This is a genomic window from Alteraurantiacibacter lauratis, from assembly GCF_037154155.1.
In the GTDB taxonomy this organism is placed as follows: domain Bacteria; phylum Pseudomonadota; class Alphaproteobacteria; order Sphingomonadales; family Sphingomonadaceae; genus Alteraurantiacibacter; species Alteraurantiacibacter lauratis.
Map to the genome: position 1 here is coordinate 43,783 of NZ_JBANRN010000004.1, position 18,703 is coordinate 62,485.

Here is an 18,703-nt window from a genome sequence, read left to right on the forward strand (position 1 = left end):
GCGCGGTTAGCGCCCCCGCTTGCGCAAGGCCAGCACATATATGACCAGCGCCGACAGCGCGAAGAAGAACCACTGCCCCGCATAGGCGAGGTGGTTGTTGGGCGTATCGGCCGGATCGGGCGCGGCGTTTGCCTCCAAACCGGCGAGCGGCGGATCGGCCACGATGCGCCAGCCCGCCACGCCGCCGGGATCGATTGTGCCGGTCAGCGCCCCGCCTGCCCAATCGGGCACCAGCGAGGGATCGCGCGACCAGCCGAGCACCACCTCCGCGCCCGGACAGCTGGCAATATGAACATATCCCGCCTGCCCGCGCGCGTTGCGGCCGGAAATCGCATTCCAGGCCGTTACCCCGGTGCAGGTAAACGCTACCCGGCGATAGAGATTGGCGAGCGGATCGGCGGGAAGCGCGGCCAGCGTCTCCGCACTGGTCGCTGCGGCCTGATAGCGGGCGATCAGCGCTTCCTTCTCCTGCATCCGGCCCAGTTGCCAGATGCCAAGGCCGATCATCGTGGCAATCGCCGCAGCGACGATAAGTGTCGCAATGATGGGGATGCGGTGCGCTCTGCTCACAACGCACTCCCGTCATGCCGATGTTCTTCGGCGCGCATTTGGAACTCGCGCACCAGAAGTGCCGCCTTCGTCACCCGAAGGCCGCCAATCACCAGTGCCACCACCAGCGGCAGCCACAGCGCGATATGCACCCAGAAGGGCGGTTCAAAGCTGAGTTCCAGCCACACGGCAAGGATGGTGACGAGCGCGCCCACGCCCAGCGTCAGGAAAGCCGCCGGGCCATCGCCCACATTGAAGGCTGCGAAATCCAGGCCGCAAATCCGGCAGCGGGGAGCGAACCTCGCAACGCCTGCAAACAGCGTGCGGCTGCCGCAGCGCGGACAGCAGGCGAAAAGGGCAGCCTCGGTCAAACCGGGCTGCCCCTTTGTCGTGGTTTCCGGTGAGGTCACGCGCAGATCAATGGATCGGTGCGCCCCAACCGCCCCACACATAGACCGAGACGAACAGGAACAGCCACACCACGTCAACGAAGTGCCAATACCACGCCGCCGCTTCGAAGCCGAAATGCTGGCGCGGGGTGAAGTGGCCGAGATAGGCGCGGCGCAGACAGACGGCGAGGAAGATGGTGCCCACGATCACGTGGAAGCCGTGGAAGCCGGTCGCCATGTAGAAGGCCGAGGAATAGGCATTCTTGCCAAAATCGAAGGTGGCGTGGCTGTATTCATAGGCCTGAATGGCGCTGAACAGCACGCCCAGCGCGATAGTCGCCCACAGGCCCTTCTTCAGGCCTTCCCGGTCACCGTGGATCAGCGAGTGGTGCGCCCAAGTCACCGTGGTGCCCGAACACAGCAGGATCAGCGTGTTGAGCAGCGGCAGATCGAACGGATCAAGCACATGGATCCCGTCATGCGGGAACACGCGCGCGGCCTCTTCACCGCTCTGCCCCACAATGTTCGACCACAGCCCAGCCGCCGAATCGTAAACCAGCGGCGCGGGGAACAGCGCGAAATCGAACCAGCTCCAGAACCAGCCGACGAAGAACATCACTTCCGACGCGATGAACAGGATCATGCCGTAACGCATGTGCAGCTGCACCACCGGTGTGTGATCGCCGCGCTGCGCTTCCATCACGATCTTGGAAAACCAGCCGAAGAAGGTGGCGATCAGGCCCGCGATACCCAGACCCAGCACCAGGTGCCCGCCGCTCATGTCATGCATGAACAGCACCATGCCGCTGGTGAAGGTGAGCGCCGAAAGCGAGCCGACCAGCGGCCAGATATCGGGATCGAGGATGTGATAATCGTGATTCTTGGCGCCAGCCATGGTCCGGTATCCTGATTAGTCCTGTTGCCTTGCCCTTAGTGCGGCTTGGCCAAAGGGTCTAGAGCCTATCAGTCCTGTTTTGCACGGTGGAATGTGTAGGACAGGGTGATCTGTTCCACGCCTTCCATGTTGGGATCGTCCAGCACTTTGGGATCCACGAAATAGAGCACCGGCATCCGCACCTCCTGGCCCGGTTGCAGCGTCTGTTCGGTGAAGCAGAAGCACTGAATCTTGTTGAAGTAGCGGCCCGCCTGTTCGGGCTCCACATTGAAGGTGGCGGTGCCGGTGATCGGCACATCCGAATTGTTGCGCGCCACATAGGTCGCCATGTCGCGCTGGCCAATCGCCACGCGGTCCACCCGCTGCAACGGATGGAATGTCCACGGCATATTGCTGGCCGTATTCGAATCGAAACGGATCGAAAATTCGCGCGCACCGGCGCTTGCGGCCATGCGTGCGGCAAGATCGGCATCCGCCTCGCTCGCCACCTGCGTGGTGCCGCCAAAACCGGTCACCCGGCAAAAGAGGTCATAAAGCGGCACCGCCGCGTAACCCAGGCCCAGCATGGCCGCCGCCATGCCAAAGCCCATCCACATCACACGGCGATTTCGCCGCGCAAGATCCCCCGATCCGCCTGCTCCTTGCCCCCCCGCGTTTGCCAACACGGTCATCAGTCCGATATCCTTACAATGGTGATCATGTAGAACAGCACGACAAAGCCGAGAAGGATGAGGCCCAGCGCAATGTTGCGTGCCTTGCGGCGGCGCAGGAATTCGGCTTCTTCATCGGGCGTCATTGCGCGGTCAACCTGCCTCCAAGTTTCGGCCGATCTAGGCCAGCAACACCCGATCCGCCACCAGCGCGGCGAACAGGGCAAAAAGATAGAACACCGAATAAGCGAACAGCCGCTTTTCCGGCGTCATGCGATCATCGGCCCCGGCGGTGCGGAATGCAACCGGAACCGACAGCGCCACAAATGCACCCGAAAGCACGAGCGCGGCAATACCGTAGATCGCCCCTGTCCCGCCGATTGCCCAGGGTGCCACGCTGATGGCAAGCAGTGCGATGCTGTAGCCGAGAATCTGCCGCCGCGTGCTTTTCTCCCCCGCCACCACGGGCATCATCGGAATCCCCACGCGCGCGTAATCGGTCTGCACGAACAGCGCCAGCGCCCAGAAATGCGGCGGCGTCCAGATGAAGATGACCGCAAACAGCAGCACCGGCATCAGCGTGATGTCGCCGGTTACCGCGACCCAGCCGATCAGGGGCGGAAACGCCCCTGCCCCGCCGCCGATCACAATATTCTGAGGCGTGCGCGGCTTCAGCCAGATCGTATAGATGACCGCATAATACACAATCGACCCGGCAAGGATCAGCGCGGCCAGCCAGTTGACCGCCAGACCCATCACCACCACCGATGTGCCCGACAGAAACAGGCCGAAATCGCGCGCATCCTCGCGCCGCATCCGCCCTTGCGGCAGCGGGCGCGCGGCTGTGCGCTTCATTTCCGCGTCAATATCGGCTTCCCACCACTGGTTGAGCGCCGCCGCCCCGCCCGCACCAAGCGCGATGCACAGGATGGCGGTGAAGCCTATTACGGGGTGGATGGCGCCCGGTGCCGCCAACAAGCCGCACAGCCCGGTAAAGACCACCAGGCTCATCACGCGCGGCTTGGTCAGCGCAAAGAAATCGCGCCATTCGGCCGGCATCGGTGCCGCAAGAGGAGCGTCTGCCTTTGTCATCATATCAAGACCCCCTCCCGCCCGAAGGCGAGAGGGGGCAGTCCTTTCCGGGAAACCCCGATCACGTTTCCGATCAGGCGCGGGCGGGCGCCGCGCTGATATGATCGTCCGCCGTATGGTGATCCTCGATCACCGGCAGGGTTTCGAACTGGTGGAACGGCGGCGGGCTGGACAGCGACCATTCCAGCGTCGTCGCGCCTTCACCCCAGTAATTGGCCGCAGCCTTCTTGCCGGCGGTGAACGCATAGATGATGTTGATGAAGAAGATCCCGATCGAAGCGGCCATGATGATGTAGCCGTAGGACGCGATCTCGTTCCAGTAGGTATAGGCCGGGGTGTAATCCGGATAACGGCGCGCCATCCCCTGCAGACCCAGGAAGTGCATCGGGAAGAAGATCAGGTTCACGCCGATAAAGAACACCCAGAAATGCAGGTGCGACAGGAATTCGCTGTGCATCCGGCCAAACATCTTGGGGAACCAGTAATACCAGCCCGCGAACATCGAGGTCACCGCACCCAGCGACAGCACATAGTGGAAGTGCGCCACCACGTAATAGGTGTCGTGCAGGTTGTCATCGATGCCGCCATTGGCCAGCACCACGCCGGTTACGCCGCCCACGGTGAACAGGAAGATGAAGCCCATCGCCCAGACCATCGGGCTCTTGAACTCGATCGAGCCGCCCCACATCGTGGCGATCCAGCTGAAGATCTTGATGCCGGTCGGCACCGCGATCACCATGGTTGCGGCGGTGAAGTACATCTTCGTGTTCACGTCGAGGCCCACCGTATACATGTGGTGCGCCCACACGATGAAGCCGACCACGCCGATGGCGACCATGGCGTAGGCCATGCCCAGATATCCGAAGACCGGCTTCTTGGAGAAGGTCGCCACGATCTGGCTGATCATGCCAAAACCCGGCAGGATCATGATGTACACTTCGGGGTGGCCGAAGAACCAGAACAGGTGCTGGTACAGAACCGGGTCACCGCCGCCGGCCGGATCGAAGAAGGTCGTGCCGAAATTACGGTCGGTCAGCAGCATGGTGATGGCGGCAGCCAGAACCGGCAGCGCCAGCAGCAGCAGGAACGCGGTCACGAGCACCGACCACACGAACAGCGGCATCTTGTGCAGCGTCATGCCCGGCGCGCGCATGTTGAAGATGGTCGTGATGAAGTTCGTCGCACCCAGGATCGAACCCGCGCCCGCGAGGTGCAGCGAGAAGATCGCGAAGTCCACCGCCGGACCGACCGAGCCGGTGGTCGAGAGCGGCGCATAGACCGTCCAGCCCACGCCCGCACCCATGCCCGTGCCGCCCGGCACGAAGGCCGAGAACATCAGCGACACGAAGCCCGCCACCGTCAGCCAGAACGAGATATTGTTCATGCGCGGGAAGGCCATGTCCGGCGCGCCGATCATCAGCGGCACGAACCAGTTGCCGAAACCGCCGATCATCGCCGGCATCACCATGAAGAACACCATGATGAGGCCGTGCGCGGTGATCAGCACGTTCCACATGTGGCCCTGCTGGTCAAAGGTGCCTTCGCCGCCGAGGAACTCGACCACCTGGCCCATGACCTGAAGGCCCGGCTCGGCCAGTTCCCAGCGCATCAGGCCGGAAATGGCGCCACCGATGATCCCCGCGAAAATCGCGAAGATAAGGTACATCGTGCCGATGTCCTTATGGTTGGTGGACATGAACCAACGCTTGAAAAAGCTCGGCTTGTGATCGGCATGATCATGCGCGTGGGTGTCGTGGTGGGCGTCGAAGCCTTCAGCGGTGGTGGCCATGTTTCTCTCGGACCTTAGGCTAGGAAATCAGACAGGATAGTCACAATCAGGCAGCGGGAGCCGGGGCAGGCTCGGCAGCGGGAGCAGGTGCGGTTTCCGCCGCCACTTCCGCGCCGGGCAGTGTGCCGCCCTTCGACAGCACCCAGGCTTCAAAATCTTCCGGGGTGCGTGCTTCGATCGCGATCGGCATATAGCCGTGGCGCGCACCGCACAGTTCCATGCACTGGCCGTAATAGATGCCTGGCTGTTCGATCACGAGCATCTTCTCGTTGATGCGGCCGGGGACAGCATCCATCTTGAACCAGAGCGAAGGCACACCGAAGGCATGGATCACATCCGCGCCAAAGGTCTGCAGGCGGATCGGCACACCCACGGGCACAACCATGCGGTTGTCCACCTCAAGCAGCGGAGGCAGGCCGGCTGCGACGGCATCGGCTTCGGGCATCATGTTCGAGATGACTTCGAAACCGCCGTGGTCGGGATATTCGTAACCCCAGTACCACTGATAGCCATTTGCCTTGATCGTGATCGCGTTTTCCGGCGGCGCTTCATATTGCTTGGCAAGCAGGCGGATCGAGGGAACTGCGATCACAAGCAGGATGATGACCGGGATCACTGTCCAGACGACTTCGATCAGCGTGTTGTGGCTGGTCTTGGAGGCAACCGGATTGCGGCGCTTGTTGTACCGCACGATCACCCACAACAGCAGGCCAAGCACGAAAATGCTGATCACCGTGATGATCGGCATCAGGATCGCATCGTGCATCCACAGCGCATATTGGCCGTTGGGCGAGTGCTGGTTCTGGAAAGTCACGCCGCGCGCTTCGGGCTGGCCGATAATCATGTCCGCGCCGAAATGATCGAAAGCGGGCGCTTCCACCGCCGCCGCATCGGCCGGAGCCGCCGCGTCAGCCGCAGGCGCCGCGCCATCCACGGGCGCCGCAACCGTCGCCTCTACCGGAGCCGCAGCCGATTCCGCATCTTGCGCCAGCACGGGCACCGATGCGGTGGAGAACGTCAGGCCAGCGGCCAGAATTGCCAGGAATTGCAGCCGCTTGCGGGCGATATCGCCGAAAATCATCAGTCCAGTGCTTTCCGTTTTCGTTGCGAGCCCATGTGACCCGTCAAAGGCCGGGAAACGGGCGTTCGGCGCGGCCTATACGCCCGCTTGCCCCGTGCCTCAAGCGCTTCTAGGAGGATTTTTCACAGAAGGCGATGCGGGCTTTCGTCCGCTTTGCCTTCGCACCCCTGCTTTACCACCCGAAAAGGCGATATCCGAATCATGACCGAAGACGAGGTGCTGGCCGAATTCCGCAGCTGCCATGCCCTGCTGGAAGGGCATTTCAAACTGTCCTCCGGCCGCCATTCCGCGCATTACCTGCAATGCGCGCGCGTGCTGATGAACCCCGAACGCGCCAGCCGCCTGGCGCTGGCGCTGGCGCAGCGCTTGCCGCGCGATCTGCGCTCGTCGATCGACCTGGTCGTCTCCCCTGCGATGGGCGGCCTCATTATCGGGCACGAAATGGGCCGCGCGCTGGGCAAGGACGCGATCTTCGTCGAACGCCCCACCGGCACATTCGAATTGCGGCGCGGCTTTGCCATTCCCGCCGGCGCGCGCGTGCTGATGGTGGAAGATGTCGTGACAACAGGGCTTTCCAGCCGCGAGGCCATGGAATGCGTCCGCGCCGAGGGAGGCGAAATCGTGGCCGAGGCCGCGCTGGTCGATCGCAGCGCGGGATCGGTCGATCTGGGCGTGCCCTTCTACCCGCTGGTGGCAATCAATTTCCCGACCTATGCGGAGGATGAAATGCCCGCCGCGCTGGCTGCCATTCCGGTGACCAAGCCCGGCAGCCGCAAGGAGTGAGCCGCATGGGCCGACTGCGCCTTGGCGTGAACATCGACCACGTCGCCACCATCCGCAATGCGCGCGGCGGGGATCATCCCGATCCAGTGCGCGCGGCGGAAATCGTGGCGCGCGTGGGCGGCGATGGAATCACCGCGCATTTGCGCGAAGACCGCCGCCATATCCGCGACGAGGATCTGCGCCGCATTCAGGAAGCGACCGATCTGCCGCTGAACCTCGAAATGGCCGCGACCGAGGAGATGCTCGCCATTGCGCTGGCCCATAAACCGCACGCCGCCTGCATCGTGCCCGAAAAGCGCGAGGAGCGCACGACCGAAGGCGGGCTGGACGCCGCAGGCCTGCACAACCAGCTTGCCCCCATTTGCGCCCGCCTTGCCGATGCGGGCATCCGCGTCAGCCTGTTTATCGAGGCGAGCGAGAAGCAATTGGAAGCCGCGATGCGCCTTGGCGCGCCGGTGGTGGAGTTTCACACCGGCGAATATGCGCATGCCTGGATCGACGGCGACCGCGAGAAGGTGGCGCGTGAATTGAAGCGCGTGACCGATATGGCCGCGCTCGCGGTCAAGAACGGGATCGAGCCGCATGCCGGCCACGGCCTGACATATGAGAATGTCCAGCCGATCGCCGCGATTCCGCAGATCGCCGAACTCAATATCGGGCACTATCTTATTGGCGAGGCGGTGTTCGTGGGGCTGGAAAATGCCGTGCTGCGGATGCGCGAGTTGATGGATGCGGCGCGTTAAGGTGGCGGCATGATCATCGGCCTCGGTTCCGACCTGTGCAATATTGACCGGATTGCCAATTCGCTCGCCCGCTATGGGGAGCGGTTCGAGGCGCGCGTGTTCACCGATGTGGAACGCGCCAAGGCGAACCGCCGCCCCTTCAGCAAACCGGGCACGCTGGCCAAGCGCTTTGCCGCCAAAGAGGCGTTCAGCAAGGCGGTGGGAACCGGATTCAAGCGCGGCGTGTTCATGAAGGATATCGGCGTGGTCAATACCCCATCGGGCGCACCCACGCTGCACCTGACCGGCGGCGCGGCGGCGCGGCTGGCTGAACTCACACCGCCGGGGCACCGCGTGACGATCCACCTGACGCTGACCGACGACCATCCCTTTGCGCAGGCCTTCGTCATTCTGGAGGCGCATCCGGCATGAGCGGCCCGGCTACCGAAAACGGCGCGGATGCGAAGCCGCCCGTCAACTGGCTGGCCGAAATACGCGGGCTGGCGCTGATGATTCTGGCCGTGCTGGCTTTCCACACCTTCATCGCCAAGCCGTTTTACATCCCCAGCACCAGTATGTTGCCAACGCTGATGGTGGGCGACCGGCTGGTGGTGAGCAAATACCCCTATGGCTGGAGCTGGGTTTCAGTCAGCTTCCACCTGCTGCCGCGCGGCGATTGGCGCATCGCCCCTGCCACGCCCGAATATGGCGATATCGTGATCGTGGTGCCGCCCGACCGGGCCGAGGATTACATCAAACGCGTGGTGGCCTTGCCGGGCGACCGCATCGCCATGGTCAATGGCCGCATCATCCTGAACGGCGAGCCGGTGCCGCAAGCGGTCGAACCGGCGGTGCGCCTGCCCGCCTTGCACCAGAACAGCTGCGACAATGGCTGGGGCGCAGTCGGGCCGTGCCTCGACGTGTTCGAGGAATACCGGGTGCGGCTGGAGGACGGAAGCGAAGTGATCGAACCGCCGACTTACCGCGAAACGCTGCCCAACGGGGCCAGCTACCTCATCATCGACCACCGCGAGCAGGGCCTCGACAATTTTGACGAGATCACCGTGCCGGAAGGCCATGTCTTCCTGATGGGTGACAACCGCGACCATTCGGCGGACAGCCGCGCGCCATCCGCCGTTGACGGGGGCAACGGGCTTGGCGGCCCCGTGCCGCTGGCCGATATTGGCGGGCGGGCCGAATTCATTACCTTCTCGCTCGACGGGCGGGCCACGGCCAACCCCTTGACATGGTGGGGTGCGCTCCGGCCTGATCGCGCCTTGACCAGCCTGCGCCCGCCGCTGGCGCAAAAAGCTGCTGGAAACGGAGCCGCGCAATGAGTGCCACACCTTCTGACCCGGACACACAGATGCCCCGCACGCTTGGCCCCAGCCCTACGCGCATCGCCAGCCCGGAATTGCGGCACGAAGCGCAGCGAGCAATGGTCTGGATCGCGCTCGTCAGCCTCACCATTCTGGCGGTCTACATCTCGCAAAGCCTGCTGGTGATTTTCGGCGCGCTGGTTTTCGCCGCGATGATCGACGGCGGGGCGCGGCTGCTGGGCCGGGTGGTGCCGATCGGGCGCGTCTGGCGCATTGCCATCGTGCTGCTGGGTGCGGTCGCCTTCCTGGTCTGGCTCGCGATGTTCGCCGGATCACAGATCAGCCGCGAAGCCGCGCAACTGCCCGCCATCATCGAGGCGCAATCACTCAATCTGATTGCCTGGCTCGACCAGCAGGGATTCCAGATCGACATCAGCAGCATCCAGGGGCTGATCGGGCAGGCTGTCAGCGGCTTTGGCACGGTGACGCGTGCGCTGGGCGGCATTCTGGGCGGGCTGACCACGCTCGTGCTGATTGCCATCATTGGCGTCTATGTCGCGCTGGAACCGCGCCTGTACGAACGCGGCGTGGCCTGGATGCTGGCGACCAAGAAGCGCGCCGATTTTCACATCCTGGTCAGCCGCATGGCCTATACCATGCGCCGCCTGATGTTCGGGCGGTTGGTGGGCATGGTGTTCGAAGGCATCCTGACCTACATCATGCTGGCCGCCTACGGCGTGCCGATGGCGGCACTGCTCTCCATCATCACCGGCCTGCTGGCCTTCATCCCCAATATCGGTGCCTTCATTTCGGGCATCCTGATGGTGCTGGTCGGCTTTTCCGGCGGCTACGAGATGGGGCTCTACACGATCCTTGTCTATTTCGTGGTTCAGACCTTCGATGGCTATGTGGTGATCCCGCTGATCGCCAAGAAGACGGTCGACCTCGCCCCCGCGCTGGTGCTGGCGATGCAGCTGATCATGGGCATATTGTTCGGCGTGCTGGGCCTGTTCCTGGCCGATCCGCTGCTGGCGATGATCAAGGTGGCGCTGGAACACCGGGCGGAGAAGAACACGGCTGAGCAGGGCGAGGCAACCGGCGACGCGGCAGGGGGCGAGCTGGCGGAGAGCAGCGATGCGTAAGTTCCTCTACATCATCGTCGCGGGCATTTTGCTGTCGGCTGCCGCGCTGTTCGCGCTGCGCCTGTATGGCGAGCGGCTGACCGAGCTGGTGCTGGTGCCCTCCGCCCCGTTCGAGGTGCAGGGCGCGCTGGCGGACAATGCCTATGCCGATCCGGCGATGTGGTTCTCGCGCCCCGGCATGGATGCCCCCGCCGATCCGGCGCGCTGGCAACCGCCGGTGGACGCGGAAAAATCGCTTCCCGCCGCCACCCCGCTTCCCAGCGAGGACCCGGCTGCGACCTCCGCGGGGCCAGTGCCGCGCTTTGCCGTATTCTTCATCCACCCCACCAGCTATTACAGCGGGCAACGCTGGAACGCGCCGCTCGACGACGAAGGCGCGACCACCCTCGCCCGCAATTTCGTGCGCGGCATGGCGAGCGCGTTCAATCCGGCAAGCGAGATCTGGGCGCCGCGATACCGGCAAGCCGCTTTCGGCGCCTTTGTGACCACGCAGCACGATGCGCAAAGGGCGCTCGACGCGGCCTATGCCGATGTCGCGCAGGCGTTCGATTTCTTCCTAGCCAGCCTCGATGCCGATACGCCTTTCGTACTCGCCGGGCACAGCCAGGGGTCGGTGCATCTGCTCCGCTTGCTGCGCGAGAAGGTGGCAGGCACCGATCTGGAGCCGCGCCTTGCCATGGCCTATCCCATCGGCTGGCCGATATCGGTGGCGCATGATCTTCCCGCTCTGCCCCTGCCTGCCTGTGCCGATGCGCAGCAAACGCGCTGCATCCTTGCCTATGCCAGCTTTGCCGAACCTGCCGAGCCGGGCCAGTTCATGACCCGCTATGCGGCAGAACCCGGCGCGGACGGCCAGCCGCGCGGGGCCGGCGATCCCATCCTCTGCGTCAATCCGCTCACCGGCGCGATGGGCGGCGTTGCCGACATCTCGCGCAATTACGGCACGCTGGTGCCCGATGCGAATCTGGAAAGCGGAGAGCTGATTGCGGGCGCGGTTCCGGCGCGTTGTGATCCTGCCACCGGCCTGCTGCTGATCGGCGATCCGCCGCGCATGGGGCCGTTTGTGCTGCCGGGCAATAATTACCACAGCTATGACATTCCGCTGTTCTGGGCCAATCTGCGCGCCGATGTGACGCGGCGGATGCGTGCCTTTGCCGCCCGTTGATAGCCGGGTGATGGACGCAGGCTTCGTCACCGAAAACGCGATGGAATTTCGCGATGCGCTGCCTGAGGAAGGCGGCGCGCTGCTGGGCCTTGATCTGGGCACGCAGACCATCGGCACGGCGCTGTGCGATGCCGATTGGCGTTTTGCCACCCCCGCCAGCACGCTGCCGCGCGGCAAGTTTGCCCGCGACAAGGCGGTGCTGGCCGATCTTGCCGCTGCGCGCCGGGTGAAAGGGATCGTCATCGGCCTGCCGCTCAACATGGATGGCAGTTCCGGCCCGCGCGCGCAGGCCAGCCGCGCCTTTGCCCGCAATCTGGCGGTTCTGGGCCTGCCGATCCTGCTGTGGGACGAACGCTGGTCCACCGCCGCGGCCGAGCGCGACATGATCGCGCAGGATTTCAGCCGGGCAAAGCGCGCCGAACGGATTGATGCGCATGCCGCCGCGGTGATCCTGCAAGGCGCGATTGACCGGCTGGCGGGCGGGATTTTCTAGGCTTCGGCCAGTTCCCGTCGCCGGCGTGTGGCTTCGCCCGCGATCAGGCGGCTGCCATTGCTTTCCGCCCGCCGCCACAGATCATCGCGCGCCGCCAGATCCATGATCCCCGCCTGCGCCTCCAGGGCAACCAGCCGCAGACGCTCGCTGACATGGCTTCGCGCAAATGTCTCCGCCAGATCGAGCGCTTGCGGATGCTCCAGACCCACCGCCACACGCAGGAACAATTCGTTGCAGCCGGGGCTGAGCACGCGGGTGATCTCGTCCTTTTCCACGTCAAAGCCGTATTGGTCGAGCCACCCCTGCGCGCCGCCCGAATGCATGATGTTGACGCTGACCGAGAGGCTTTCGGGCGGCAATTGCGAATGCACGTCCAGATGCGCGCGGTAGTGCATCAGCTTGCCCGGATCGAGCGTCGAGCGCTCCACGAAACGCAGCCCTGCCTTCTCCCCGATCACGCCCGCCACCGCCTCGTAGTCATACTCGTAATAGTCCGAGGCATAGCCCGGCCCGAAATAGCCCACCGTCAGGAAATGGAAATTGTGATCGTGCGGCACTTCATAGCTGAAGGCAGTTCGGCCCGACGCGCGGAACACATGGTCGTTGGGGCCGGGCCAGAAATTGGCGCGCAGGAAATAGTCTTCGCGAAATGGCGAGAGCATCACCACCTGCGCTCCGTAAGAGCTGGCATCCTCCTGCCCATCCGGCCCGTCTTTCAATTCGACCAGCATGATATCGGCCAGGAAATCGCGGTTATTGCCCAGCCGCCGCAGCCAGTGCGCGGCGTGGAGCAGGCTTTCCTCCTCCAGCGGGTCGAATCCGCTGGCATCCAGCCCGGCGATGCACTCGCCAAGGTCGCAAGGGCTATCGTCCACGCATTCGATCACGCGGGGCATCAGGCAATCTCCACTTCGCCAAGTTGCGGGTAGTCTTCCAGCAGGCGCGCATGCAGCGCAGCCGCTTCGGCATAGAGGTTGTCCGCCGGATTGCGCGCAATGCGGGCCAGCGCGGCAAAGCCCTGCGCGGTATCAAGCGCCAGACATTCGCGCAGCGCCTGCCAGCGCAAGCCGCGGTCGTGTTCGCGCAGCGCCATTCCGGCCAGCACAGGAGCAGCATCGCGGCGCTGCATCCGGCCCAGCAGCGCCACCATCATCTCGCGCCGGCTGGTGGCGAGCGATCCGGCGGACAGATGCAGCAGGCGCCCCGTATCCCGGTCATATTCGCGCGCGGGGTTCGGCGTGGCCGACGCCTGCACCAGGCTCAGCGTCACCAGCCGCCGCTCCACATGCGTCACGCGCATTGCTTCGCTGGCGCAGGCAAGGCCCAGTCGCACACCGCCTTCCAGCGCAAGCGCTTCTTCGGTGAAGCGCACCTGTTCCAACGGGCCGTGAATACGCAGGATCGCGGCCTCGGCCCGACCGGCCAGCACGGCCTCGTACCGCAGATCGTCGAAAAACGTGACGCTGGAATAGGCATAGGCGCCCGGCTCGCGCGCTTGGAGCACCAGGCTGGCGCGGCCCGAACGGGCAAGCAGCAGGCTGGATGCCTTGCCATCGAATCCGTTGCGGAACGGAGGATGCGCCAGCGGATGCGACGCGATCCCTTCGCAGAAATGGCGGACGAGTGAGGCCATAGCCGCCTCTGCCGCGCCCTGCCCGGTGAACATGGCGTCAAGCGCCGGACATTCCTCCAGACGGGCGCCGCCGCCGAATTGCTTGAACTGGGCCAGCACCCTTGCCGCTTCCGGCTCGGCCCGCCAGCCATCGAGCGCGGCCGTCATCGCGGCCTGGGCGTGGCGCTGCGGAGCCCGGTCGCTCCGCAGCGCCGCGATTGCGGGGTGAACGCGCATCGCCAGCCGCCCGCTCAGATCAGGCCGCCACCACCGCCGCCATTGGCTTCATAGACAATCGTCGCGATCATCACGATCCGGTCGTCATGGCCGGGATTGGGGGTGCGGCCGGAACCGAACACGCCGATCAGATTTGTCAGTTCCGGCAGGCTCGCCAGATCGATATTGGGCAGAAATTTCATTGGTGCATTCTCCTCTTGCGGTCGGGCGTTTCCCGGCCGGGGAGAATGTGACGCGGCGCGGACAGCGTTTGAAATTAAGAGATTGTAATCGGCCCCGGCGCCGCCGGATCGAGCCGGAGCACGACCACCAGTCCTTCGGGTTCTTCGCCGCAGAAGGGCAGCGGATGGCGCGCGGCATCGGCGCGCGCGCGGTCGAGAATGGCCGCCGGAATTGCAGGATCGTGGAGCACGGCATCCGCGCTTCCCAGCAGGCGCGCGGCACGCAAAGTCATTTCCTCAGGATCGGTGCTGGCGAGCATGATCTCAATCCGTCCCTTCACCGAATCGTCCGCCGCGCCCACCAGCCAATCGTCGATCCGCGCGGCGGCACCTGCGCGCAAAGGATCGAGCGGGCCACCGTTGGTGAGCGCCCGGTCAAGCGCCTGCCGCCTGTCCGCCATCACCGGCCAGCGTGCCTTTATCGCGCCGCGCGCCTGCCCCAGCCGCAGCGCCAGATCGCCCAGATCCGCCGGAAGCAGCGCCTCCAGCCGCAGCCGCAATTGCTTGGCCAGCCCTGCCGATGCGCCATCGGTGCCCACCGCCAGCAGAACCGGATCGCGATCAAGGATGCTGGGCGTGGTGAAATCGCACAGGTCGGGACGGTCCACCACATTCACCAGCAGCCCCGCCCCGCGCGCGCGGATCGCATCCGCCTCGCACATGGCCGCGCTTTCATGCGCGATGAAGGCAAGCCGCGCGCCGCGATCCACCCCTTCGGCCAGATCGTCGATCACCTCGGCCCCGGCGCGTTCGACCAGTCGCCGCTTGGGCTCGGCCATCGGCCCTTCGCCCAGCACCACCACCGGCTGTCCGGTCAGGCGGTGGAACAGCGGCAGGCTTCTCATAGGCCGGTCAATCGAGCCATTCGGGGACGCGTTCGGCCGCGGTGATTTCGGCGGGAAGGATGCGGTCGGCAACGCTCGCCACCTTGTCCCCATCCACCATCACCTCGGCCACGAAGCCGCGCGAATTGTAGGAGCTGGCCATCGTCGCGCCATAGGCGCCTGCGGTGCGGAACACCGCCAGATCGCCGCGTTCGAGCGCATCGGTCTCGCGGTCGCGGGCGAAGGTATCGCCCGTCTCGCAAATCGGCCCGACGATATTGGCCACCATGCGGGTGCCCTGCGGCTTTACCGCGTCAAAATCGTGCCACGAACCATACAAGGCAGGACGCGCCAGATCGTTCATCGCCGCATCGACAATCACGAAAGGTACGCGGTTGCCGTTGCGCTTTACCCGCACCACGCGGGTGAGGAGGACGCCCGCATTGCCCGCTATCACGCGGCCTGGCTCGAACATCAAGGTCACATCCCAGCCCTTGGTCACGCGGGCGACCATGTGGCCGTATTCCGCCGGGCTCGGCATCACTTCGCCCGCGCGGTAGGGCACGCCAAGCCCGCCGCCGAGGTCCACATGCGTCACCGTGCCCCCGGACCCGCGAATTTGCTGCATCAGCGCGCCGACTTTCTCGAACGCAAGTTCCAGTGGGCGCAGATCGGACAGCTGGCTGCCGATATGCACCGCCAGCCCGCGCATATCGAGGCCGGGCAGCGCGGCAAGGCGCTGATACATCGCCACCGCCATGTCGATCGGCACGCCGAACTTGTTGTCGGCCTTGCCGGTCGAAATCTTCTCGTGCGTGCCGGCATCAATGTCCGGGTTCACGCGCAGGGCGCAGGGGGCGCGAAGGCCGCGCGCGGCGGCGAGTTCGGCCAGCTCCAGCCCCTCCTCCTCGCTTTCGATGTTGAACTGGCCGATGCCCTTTTCGAGGCCCATCACCAGCTCCGCCTCGGTCTTGCCGACGCCCGAAAACACGATGTCGCTGGCGGGCATTCCGGCGGTCAGCGCACGCGCCATTTCGCCGCCCGACACCACATCTGCCCCATAGCCTTCGCGGCGCATCACGCGCAGCACGGCAAGGTTGGGATTGGATTTGACCGCAAAGGCGATGTGCGCAGGCTTGTCCAACCCTGCCAGCGCTTCACGGAACACGCGCGCGTGCCTCTCCAGCGTGGCGCGCGAATAGATATAGACCGGCGTGCCGAATTGCTCGGCAATGCGGCTCATCGGCACATCTTCGGCGTGCAATTCGCCGTTCTTCAACTGGAAATGATCCATCGGGTGTTCGTTCAGCCTTCAGGCGGGAGATCGAAGGGATCGTCCTCGCGTTCTTCGGATTCGCGCCGCAATTCGACGCTGCGTTCGGGCACGGCGGTCGGCTCGCTGCGGAGCAGGCGCGCGGCATCGGGCGGTTCGCTGGCACCATAGGGTGCAGGCGGCAGGCTGGCACCTTCGGGCGGCACGAGGTCGCCGATGCGCCCGCAAGAAGCGAGCGTCAGGGCCAGCATGATCGCGGCGGCGCGTTTCATTCTCCGCCCTCCAGTTCTGCCAGCGCTTCGGCCACGCGGGCGCGCACCTGGTCGGGCGCGGTGCCGCCATAGCTGGCGCGCGCGGCGACCGATGCCTCCACCGACAAGGCGGCAAACACCCGCTCGTCAATCCGCGCGTCAATCGCCTGCAAATCGGCCAGCGGCAATTCAACGAGCGCCAGGCCCCGGCTTTCCGCCAGTTTCACCGCCGCACCCGTGATATGGTGCGCCTCGCGGAAAGGAATATTCGCCTGCCGCACCAGCCAGTCGGCAAGATCAGTAGCAGTGGCGTAGCCCAGTTCCGCCGCCTGCCGCATCCGTTCGGTGCGGAAGGTGCTGCCTTCCACCATCCCGGTCATCGCCGCGATCGACAGGCCGAGCAGATTGGCCGCCTCGAAAACGGGCGGCTTGTCGTCCTGCATGTCCTTCGAATAGGCGAGCGGCAGGCCTTTCATCGTCACCATCAGGCTGGTGAGGCAGCCGACAATGCGCCCGGCATGGCCGCGCACCAATTCGGCGGCGTCGGGGTTCTTCTTCTGCGGCATGATCGAGGAGCCGGTGGAGAGGCTATCGGCCATGCGCACAAAGCCGAAGGGCTGGCTGGCCCAGATCACGAATTCTTCCGCCAGCCGCGACAGATGCAGGCTGCACTGCGCGGCGGCCTGCAGGTAATCGAGCGCAAAGTCGCGGTCCGACACGCCATCGAGGCTGTTGCGCATCGGCGCATCGAACCCCAGCGCCGCCGCCGTCATCTGCCGGTCGATGGGAAAGCCCGTTCCCGCCAGCGCCGCGCTGCCCAGCGGCGAGACATTGAGGCGGCGGCGCGCATCGGCAAAGCGGCTCCGGTCGCGCCGGATCATTTCGTAATAGGCCATCAGGTGGTGGCCCAAAGTCACCGGCTGCGCGGTCTGCAAGTGGGTGAAGCCGGGCATGATGCTGGCCGCGTGCGTGCCTGCCTGTGCCAGCAGCGCGCCTTGCAGCGCTTTCAGCCCCGCGTCTGCCTGATCAATCGCGTCGCGCACCCACAGGCGGAAATCGGTCGCCACCTGATCGTTACGGCTGCGCGCCGTATGCAACCGCCCTGCTGCCGGGCCAATCAGTTCGGCAAGGCGGCTTTCGGTGGTCATGTGGATGTCTTCAAGGTCCCAGTTTTCGGGCACCCCGTTCGCCTCGTATTCGCCTGCGATCTGCTCCAGCCCGTGCAGGATCGCCGCCGCATCCGCATCGCTGACGATCCCGCAGGCGGCCAACATGCGCACATGCGCGCAGCTTGCCGCGATATCCTGCCGCCACAGGGCCTTGTCGAACGGGATCGAGGCATTAATCTCGCGCATGATGGCGGATGGCCCTTCGGCGAACCGCCCGCCCCACATCGCGTTGGAGGAATTACCCTTGCTCAAGATCACACACCGTTCCGCTAGACTTGCCGTCGCCTGCCTGATGGCAGGGGCACTGGCGGGCTGCGATACCGGGGCGAGCGATGCGGCGCAAGGCGGGGAAGAAGTTGCTGCGGAAACCGCCGCGCATGAATTCACCGGTATTCTCGAACGCAGCTTTGCCGGCGATGCGCTGCCTGATGTGACCTTGACCGACCCCGATGGCACCACGCTGAAGCTGGCGGAAGCGACGGGCCAGCCGGTGCTGCTCAACCTCTGGGCCACATGGTGCGCGCCCTGCGTGGCGGAAATGCCTCTGCTGGATGATCTGGCGGGCGATCTTGCAGGGCAGGTGCGCGTGCTGACGGTGAGCGAGGACATGAACGGGGCCGAGGCGGTGGTGCCTTTCTTTGAACGGCACGGATACCGCAACCTGCCGCGCTGGATGGACCCGGCCAATGACCTCGCCTTCAAATTCGGCGGCGGGGCGGTGCTGCCGCTGACCGTGCTGTATGATGCTGAGGGGCGCGAAGTGTGGCGCATGATGGGCGCCTATGATTGGAGCAGCGAGGATGCGCGCGCCCTGATTGCCGAGGGGCTGGCGGAGAGCGCTGCGGCAGGACGCTGATCCCGCCGCGATTGCGGGCGTGTCAGCCCATTACTTCGCCAATTTGGGCCGCATTGACCACCTGCACCACACAAGGCACGCTATCGAGCGTTTCGGCGCGCACCGGGCGCGGAGGCCACATGATCGCGGGGACCGCCAGAGCCACGCTGGTGGAAAACAGGACAACGCCGCGCATCGCTTGGTCTCCAGTT

24 protein-coding genes are annotated in these 18,703 nt (G+C 64.9%); 8 read left to right on the forward strand and 16 right to left on the reverse strand.

From position 1 onward, the window contains the following. Positions 1–6: 6 nt before the first annotated feature. The 8 genes from WFP39_RS05330 to coxB form a co-directional block, all read right to left on the reverse strand. Complete coding sequence (locus WFP39_RS05330; protein WP_336918156.1) at positions 7–570, reverse strand: SURF1 family protein; 564 nt, start codon at positions 568–570, stop codon at positions 7–9. Beyond that, positions 567–959, reverse strand: coding sequence for a DUF983 domain-containing protein (locus WFP39_RS05335; protein ID WP_336918157.1), 393 nt, complete (start codon positions 957–959; stop codon positions 567–569). Before WFP39_RS05335 ends, WFP39_RS05330 begins: the two co-directional genes overlap by 4 nt. 7 nt (positions 960–966) lie before the next feature. Continuing rightward, entirely contained in the window at positions 967–1,833 is an 867-nt protein-coding gene (locus tag WFP39_RS05340) for a cytochrome c oxidase subunit 3 (protein WP_336918159.1), read from the reverse strand. 68 nt (positions 1,834–1,901) lie between these two features. Continuing rightward, complete coding sequence (locus tag WFP39_RS05345) at positions 1,902–2,504, reverse strand: cytochrome c oxidase assembly protein (protein ID WP_336918161.1); 603 nt, start codon at positions 2,502–2,504, stop codon at positions 1,902–1,904. Further along, on the reverse strand, positions 2,504–2,629 hold the full coding sequence (locus WFP39_RS05350) for a hypothetical protein (RefSeq protein WP_336918162.1): 126 nt from the start codon (positions 2,627–2,629) through the stop codon (positions 2,504–2,506). The genes WFP39_RS05345 and WFP39_RS05350 overlap by 1 nt, the downstream gene beginning before the upstream one ends. Positions 2,630–2,663: 34 nt before the next feature. Continuing rightward, entirely contained in the window at positions 2,664–3,575 is a 912-nt protein-coding gene (locus WFP39_RS05355; RefSeq protein ID WP_336918364.1) for a heme o synthase, read from the reverse strand. Positions 3,576–3,648: 73 nt separating this feature from the next. Further along, the gene (gene ctaD / locus WFP39_RS05360) at positions 3,649–5,364 is read right to left on the reverse strand and encodes a cytochrome c oxidase subunit I (protein WP_336918163.1); all 1,716 of its coding nucleotides are present in this window, start codon (positions 5,362–5,364) and stop codon (positions 3,649–3,651) included. 46 nt (positions 5,365–5,410) lie between these two features. Further along, entirely contained in the window at positions 5,411–6,445 is a 1,035-nt protein-coding gene (gene coxB / locus WFP39_RS05365; protein WP_336918164.1) for a cytochrome c oxidase subunit II, read from the reverse strand. 201 nt (positions 6,446–6,646) lie between these two features. Between coxB and pyrE the strand changes: the two genes are divergently transcribed. The 7 genes from pyrE to ruvX are packed head-to-tail and all read left to right on the forward strand — an operon-like array spanning position 6,647 to position 12,069. After that, the gene (pyrE, locus tag WFP39_RS05370) at positions 6,647–7,228 is read left to right on the forward strand and encodes an orotate phosphoribosyltransferase (protein WP_336918165.1); all 582 of its coding nucleotides are present in this window, start codon (positions 6,647–6,649) and stop codon (positions 7,226–7,228) included. A 5-nt stretch (positions 7,229–7,233) separates the two neighbouring features. Then, on the forward strand, positions 7,234–7,971 hold the full coding sequence (locus WFP39_RS05375) for a pyridoxine 5'-phosphate synthase (RefSeq protein WP_336918166.1): 738 nt from the start codon (positions 7,234–7,236) through the stop codon (positions 7,969–7,971). A 9-nt stretch (positions 7,972–7,980) separates the two neighbouring features. Beyond that, positions 7,981–8,382, forward strand: a complete 402-nt coding sequence (gene acpS / locus WFP39_RS05380) for a holo-ACP synthase (RefSeq protein ID WP_336918167.1) — start codon at positions 7,981–7,983, stop codon at positions 8,380–8,382. Further along, positions 8,379–9,287, forward strand: a complete 909-nt coding sequence (gene lepB / locus WFP39_RS05385; protein ID WP_336918169.1) for a signal peptidase I — start codon at positions 8,379–8,381, stop codon at positions 9,285–9,287. The genes acpS and lepB overlap by 4 nt, the downstream gene beginning before the upstream one ends. Next, positions 9,284–10,411 (forward strand): AI-2E family transporter, encoded by a 1,128-nt coding sequence (locus tag WFP39_RS05390; protein ID WP_336918170.1) that lies wholly within the window; start codon positions 9,284–9,286, stop codon positions 10,409–10,411. The genes lepB and WFP39_RS05390 overlap by 4 nt, the downstream gene beginning before the upstream one ends. Next, positions 10,404–11,576 (forward strand): DUF3089 domain-containing protein, encoded by a 1,173-nt coding sequence (locus WFP39_RS05395; RefSeq protein WP_336918171.1) that lies wholly within the window; start codon positions 10,404–10,406, stop codon positions 11,574–11,576. Before WFP39_RS05390 ends, WFP39_RS05395 begins: the two co-directional genes overlap by 8 nt. A gap of 10 nt (positions 11,577–11,586) precedes the next feature. Then, positions 11,587–12,069 (forward strand): Holliday junction resolvase RuvX, encoded by a 483-nt coding sequence (ruvX, locus tag WFP39_RS05400; protein WP_336918172.1) that lies wholly within the window; start codon positions 11,587–11,589, stop codon positions 12,067–12,069. Here the strand turns inward: ruvX and WFP39_RS05405 are convergent. From WFP39_RS05405 to argH, 7 genes are all read right to left on the reverse strand, one after another. Then, positions 12,066–12,965, reverse strand: a complete 900-nt coding sequence (locus tag WFP39_RS05405) for a transposase (protein WP_336918173.1) — start codon at positions 12,963–12,965, stop codon at positions 12,066–12,068. The two genes, ruvX and WFP39_RS05405, sit on opposite strands and share 4 nt — an antisense overlap. Continuing rightward, the gene (locus WFP39_RS05410) at positions 12,965–13,918 is read right to left on the reverse strand and encodes a hypothetical protein (protein WP_336918174.1); all 954 of its coding nucleotides are present in this window, start codon (positions 13,916–13,918) and stop codon (positions 12,965–12,967) included. Before WFP39_RS05410 ends, WFP39_RS05405 begins: the two co-directional genes overlap by 1 nt. A gap of 14 nt (positions 13,919–13,932) precedes the next feature. Then, a complete protein-coding gene (locus WFP39_RS05415; RefSeq protein WP_336918176.1) occupies positions 13,933–14,100 on the reverse strand; it encodes a hypothetical protein in 168 nt (55 codons plus the stop codon). A 74-nt stretch (positions 14,101–14,174) separates the two neighbouring features. Next, positions 14,175–14,984, reverse strand: coding sequence for a precorrin-2 dehydrogenase/sirohydrochlorin ferrochelatase family protein (locus tag WFP39_RS05420; RefSeq protein ID WP_336918177.1), 810 nt, complete (start codon positions 14,982–14,984; stop codon positions 14,175–14,177). 7 nt (positions 14,985–14,991) lie between these two features. Further along, positions 14,992–16,257: a diaminopimelate decarboxylase gene (gene lysA / locus WFP39_RS05425; RefSeq protein ID WP_336918179.1), complete on the reverse strand. Its 1,266-nt coding sequence runs from the start codon at positions 16,255–16,257 to the stop codon at positions 14,992–14,994. Positions 16,258–16,268: 11 nt separating this feature from the next. After that, complete coding sequence (locus tag WFP39_RS05430; RefSeq protein ID WP_336918181.1) at positions 16,269–16,508, reverse strand: hypothetical protein; 240 nt, start codon at positions 16,506–16,508, stop codon at positions 16,269–16,271. Next, positions 16,505–17,881: an argininosuccinate lyase gene (gene argH / locus WFP39_RS05435; protein ID WP_336918365.1), complete on the reverse strand. Its 1,377-nt coding sequence runs from the start codon at positions 17,879–17,881 to the stop codon at positions 16,505–16,507. The genes WFP39_RS05430 and argH overlap by 4 nt, the downstream gene beginning before the upstream one ends. A 67-nt stretch (positions 17,882–17,948) precedes the next feature. Here argH and WFP39_RS05440 point away from each other — a divergent pair, with 67 nt between their 5' ends. Continuing rightward, complete coding sequence (locus WFP39_RS05440) at positions 17,949–18,512, forward strand: TlpA family protein disulfide reductase (RefSeq protein WP_336918182.1); 564 nt, start codon at positions 17,949–17,951, stop codon at positions 18,510–18,512. Between the two features lie 22 nt (positions 18,513–18,534). Here WFP39_RS05440 and WFP39_RS05445 read toward each other — a convergent pair whose 3' ends face one another. Continuing rightward, a complete protein-coding gene (locus tag WFP39_RS05445) occupies positions 18,535–18,687 on the reverse strand; it encodes a hypothetical protein (protein WP_336918183.1) in 153 nt (50 codons plus the stop codon). Between the last annotated feature and the right edge of the window lie 16 nt (positions 18,688–18,703).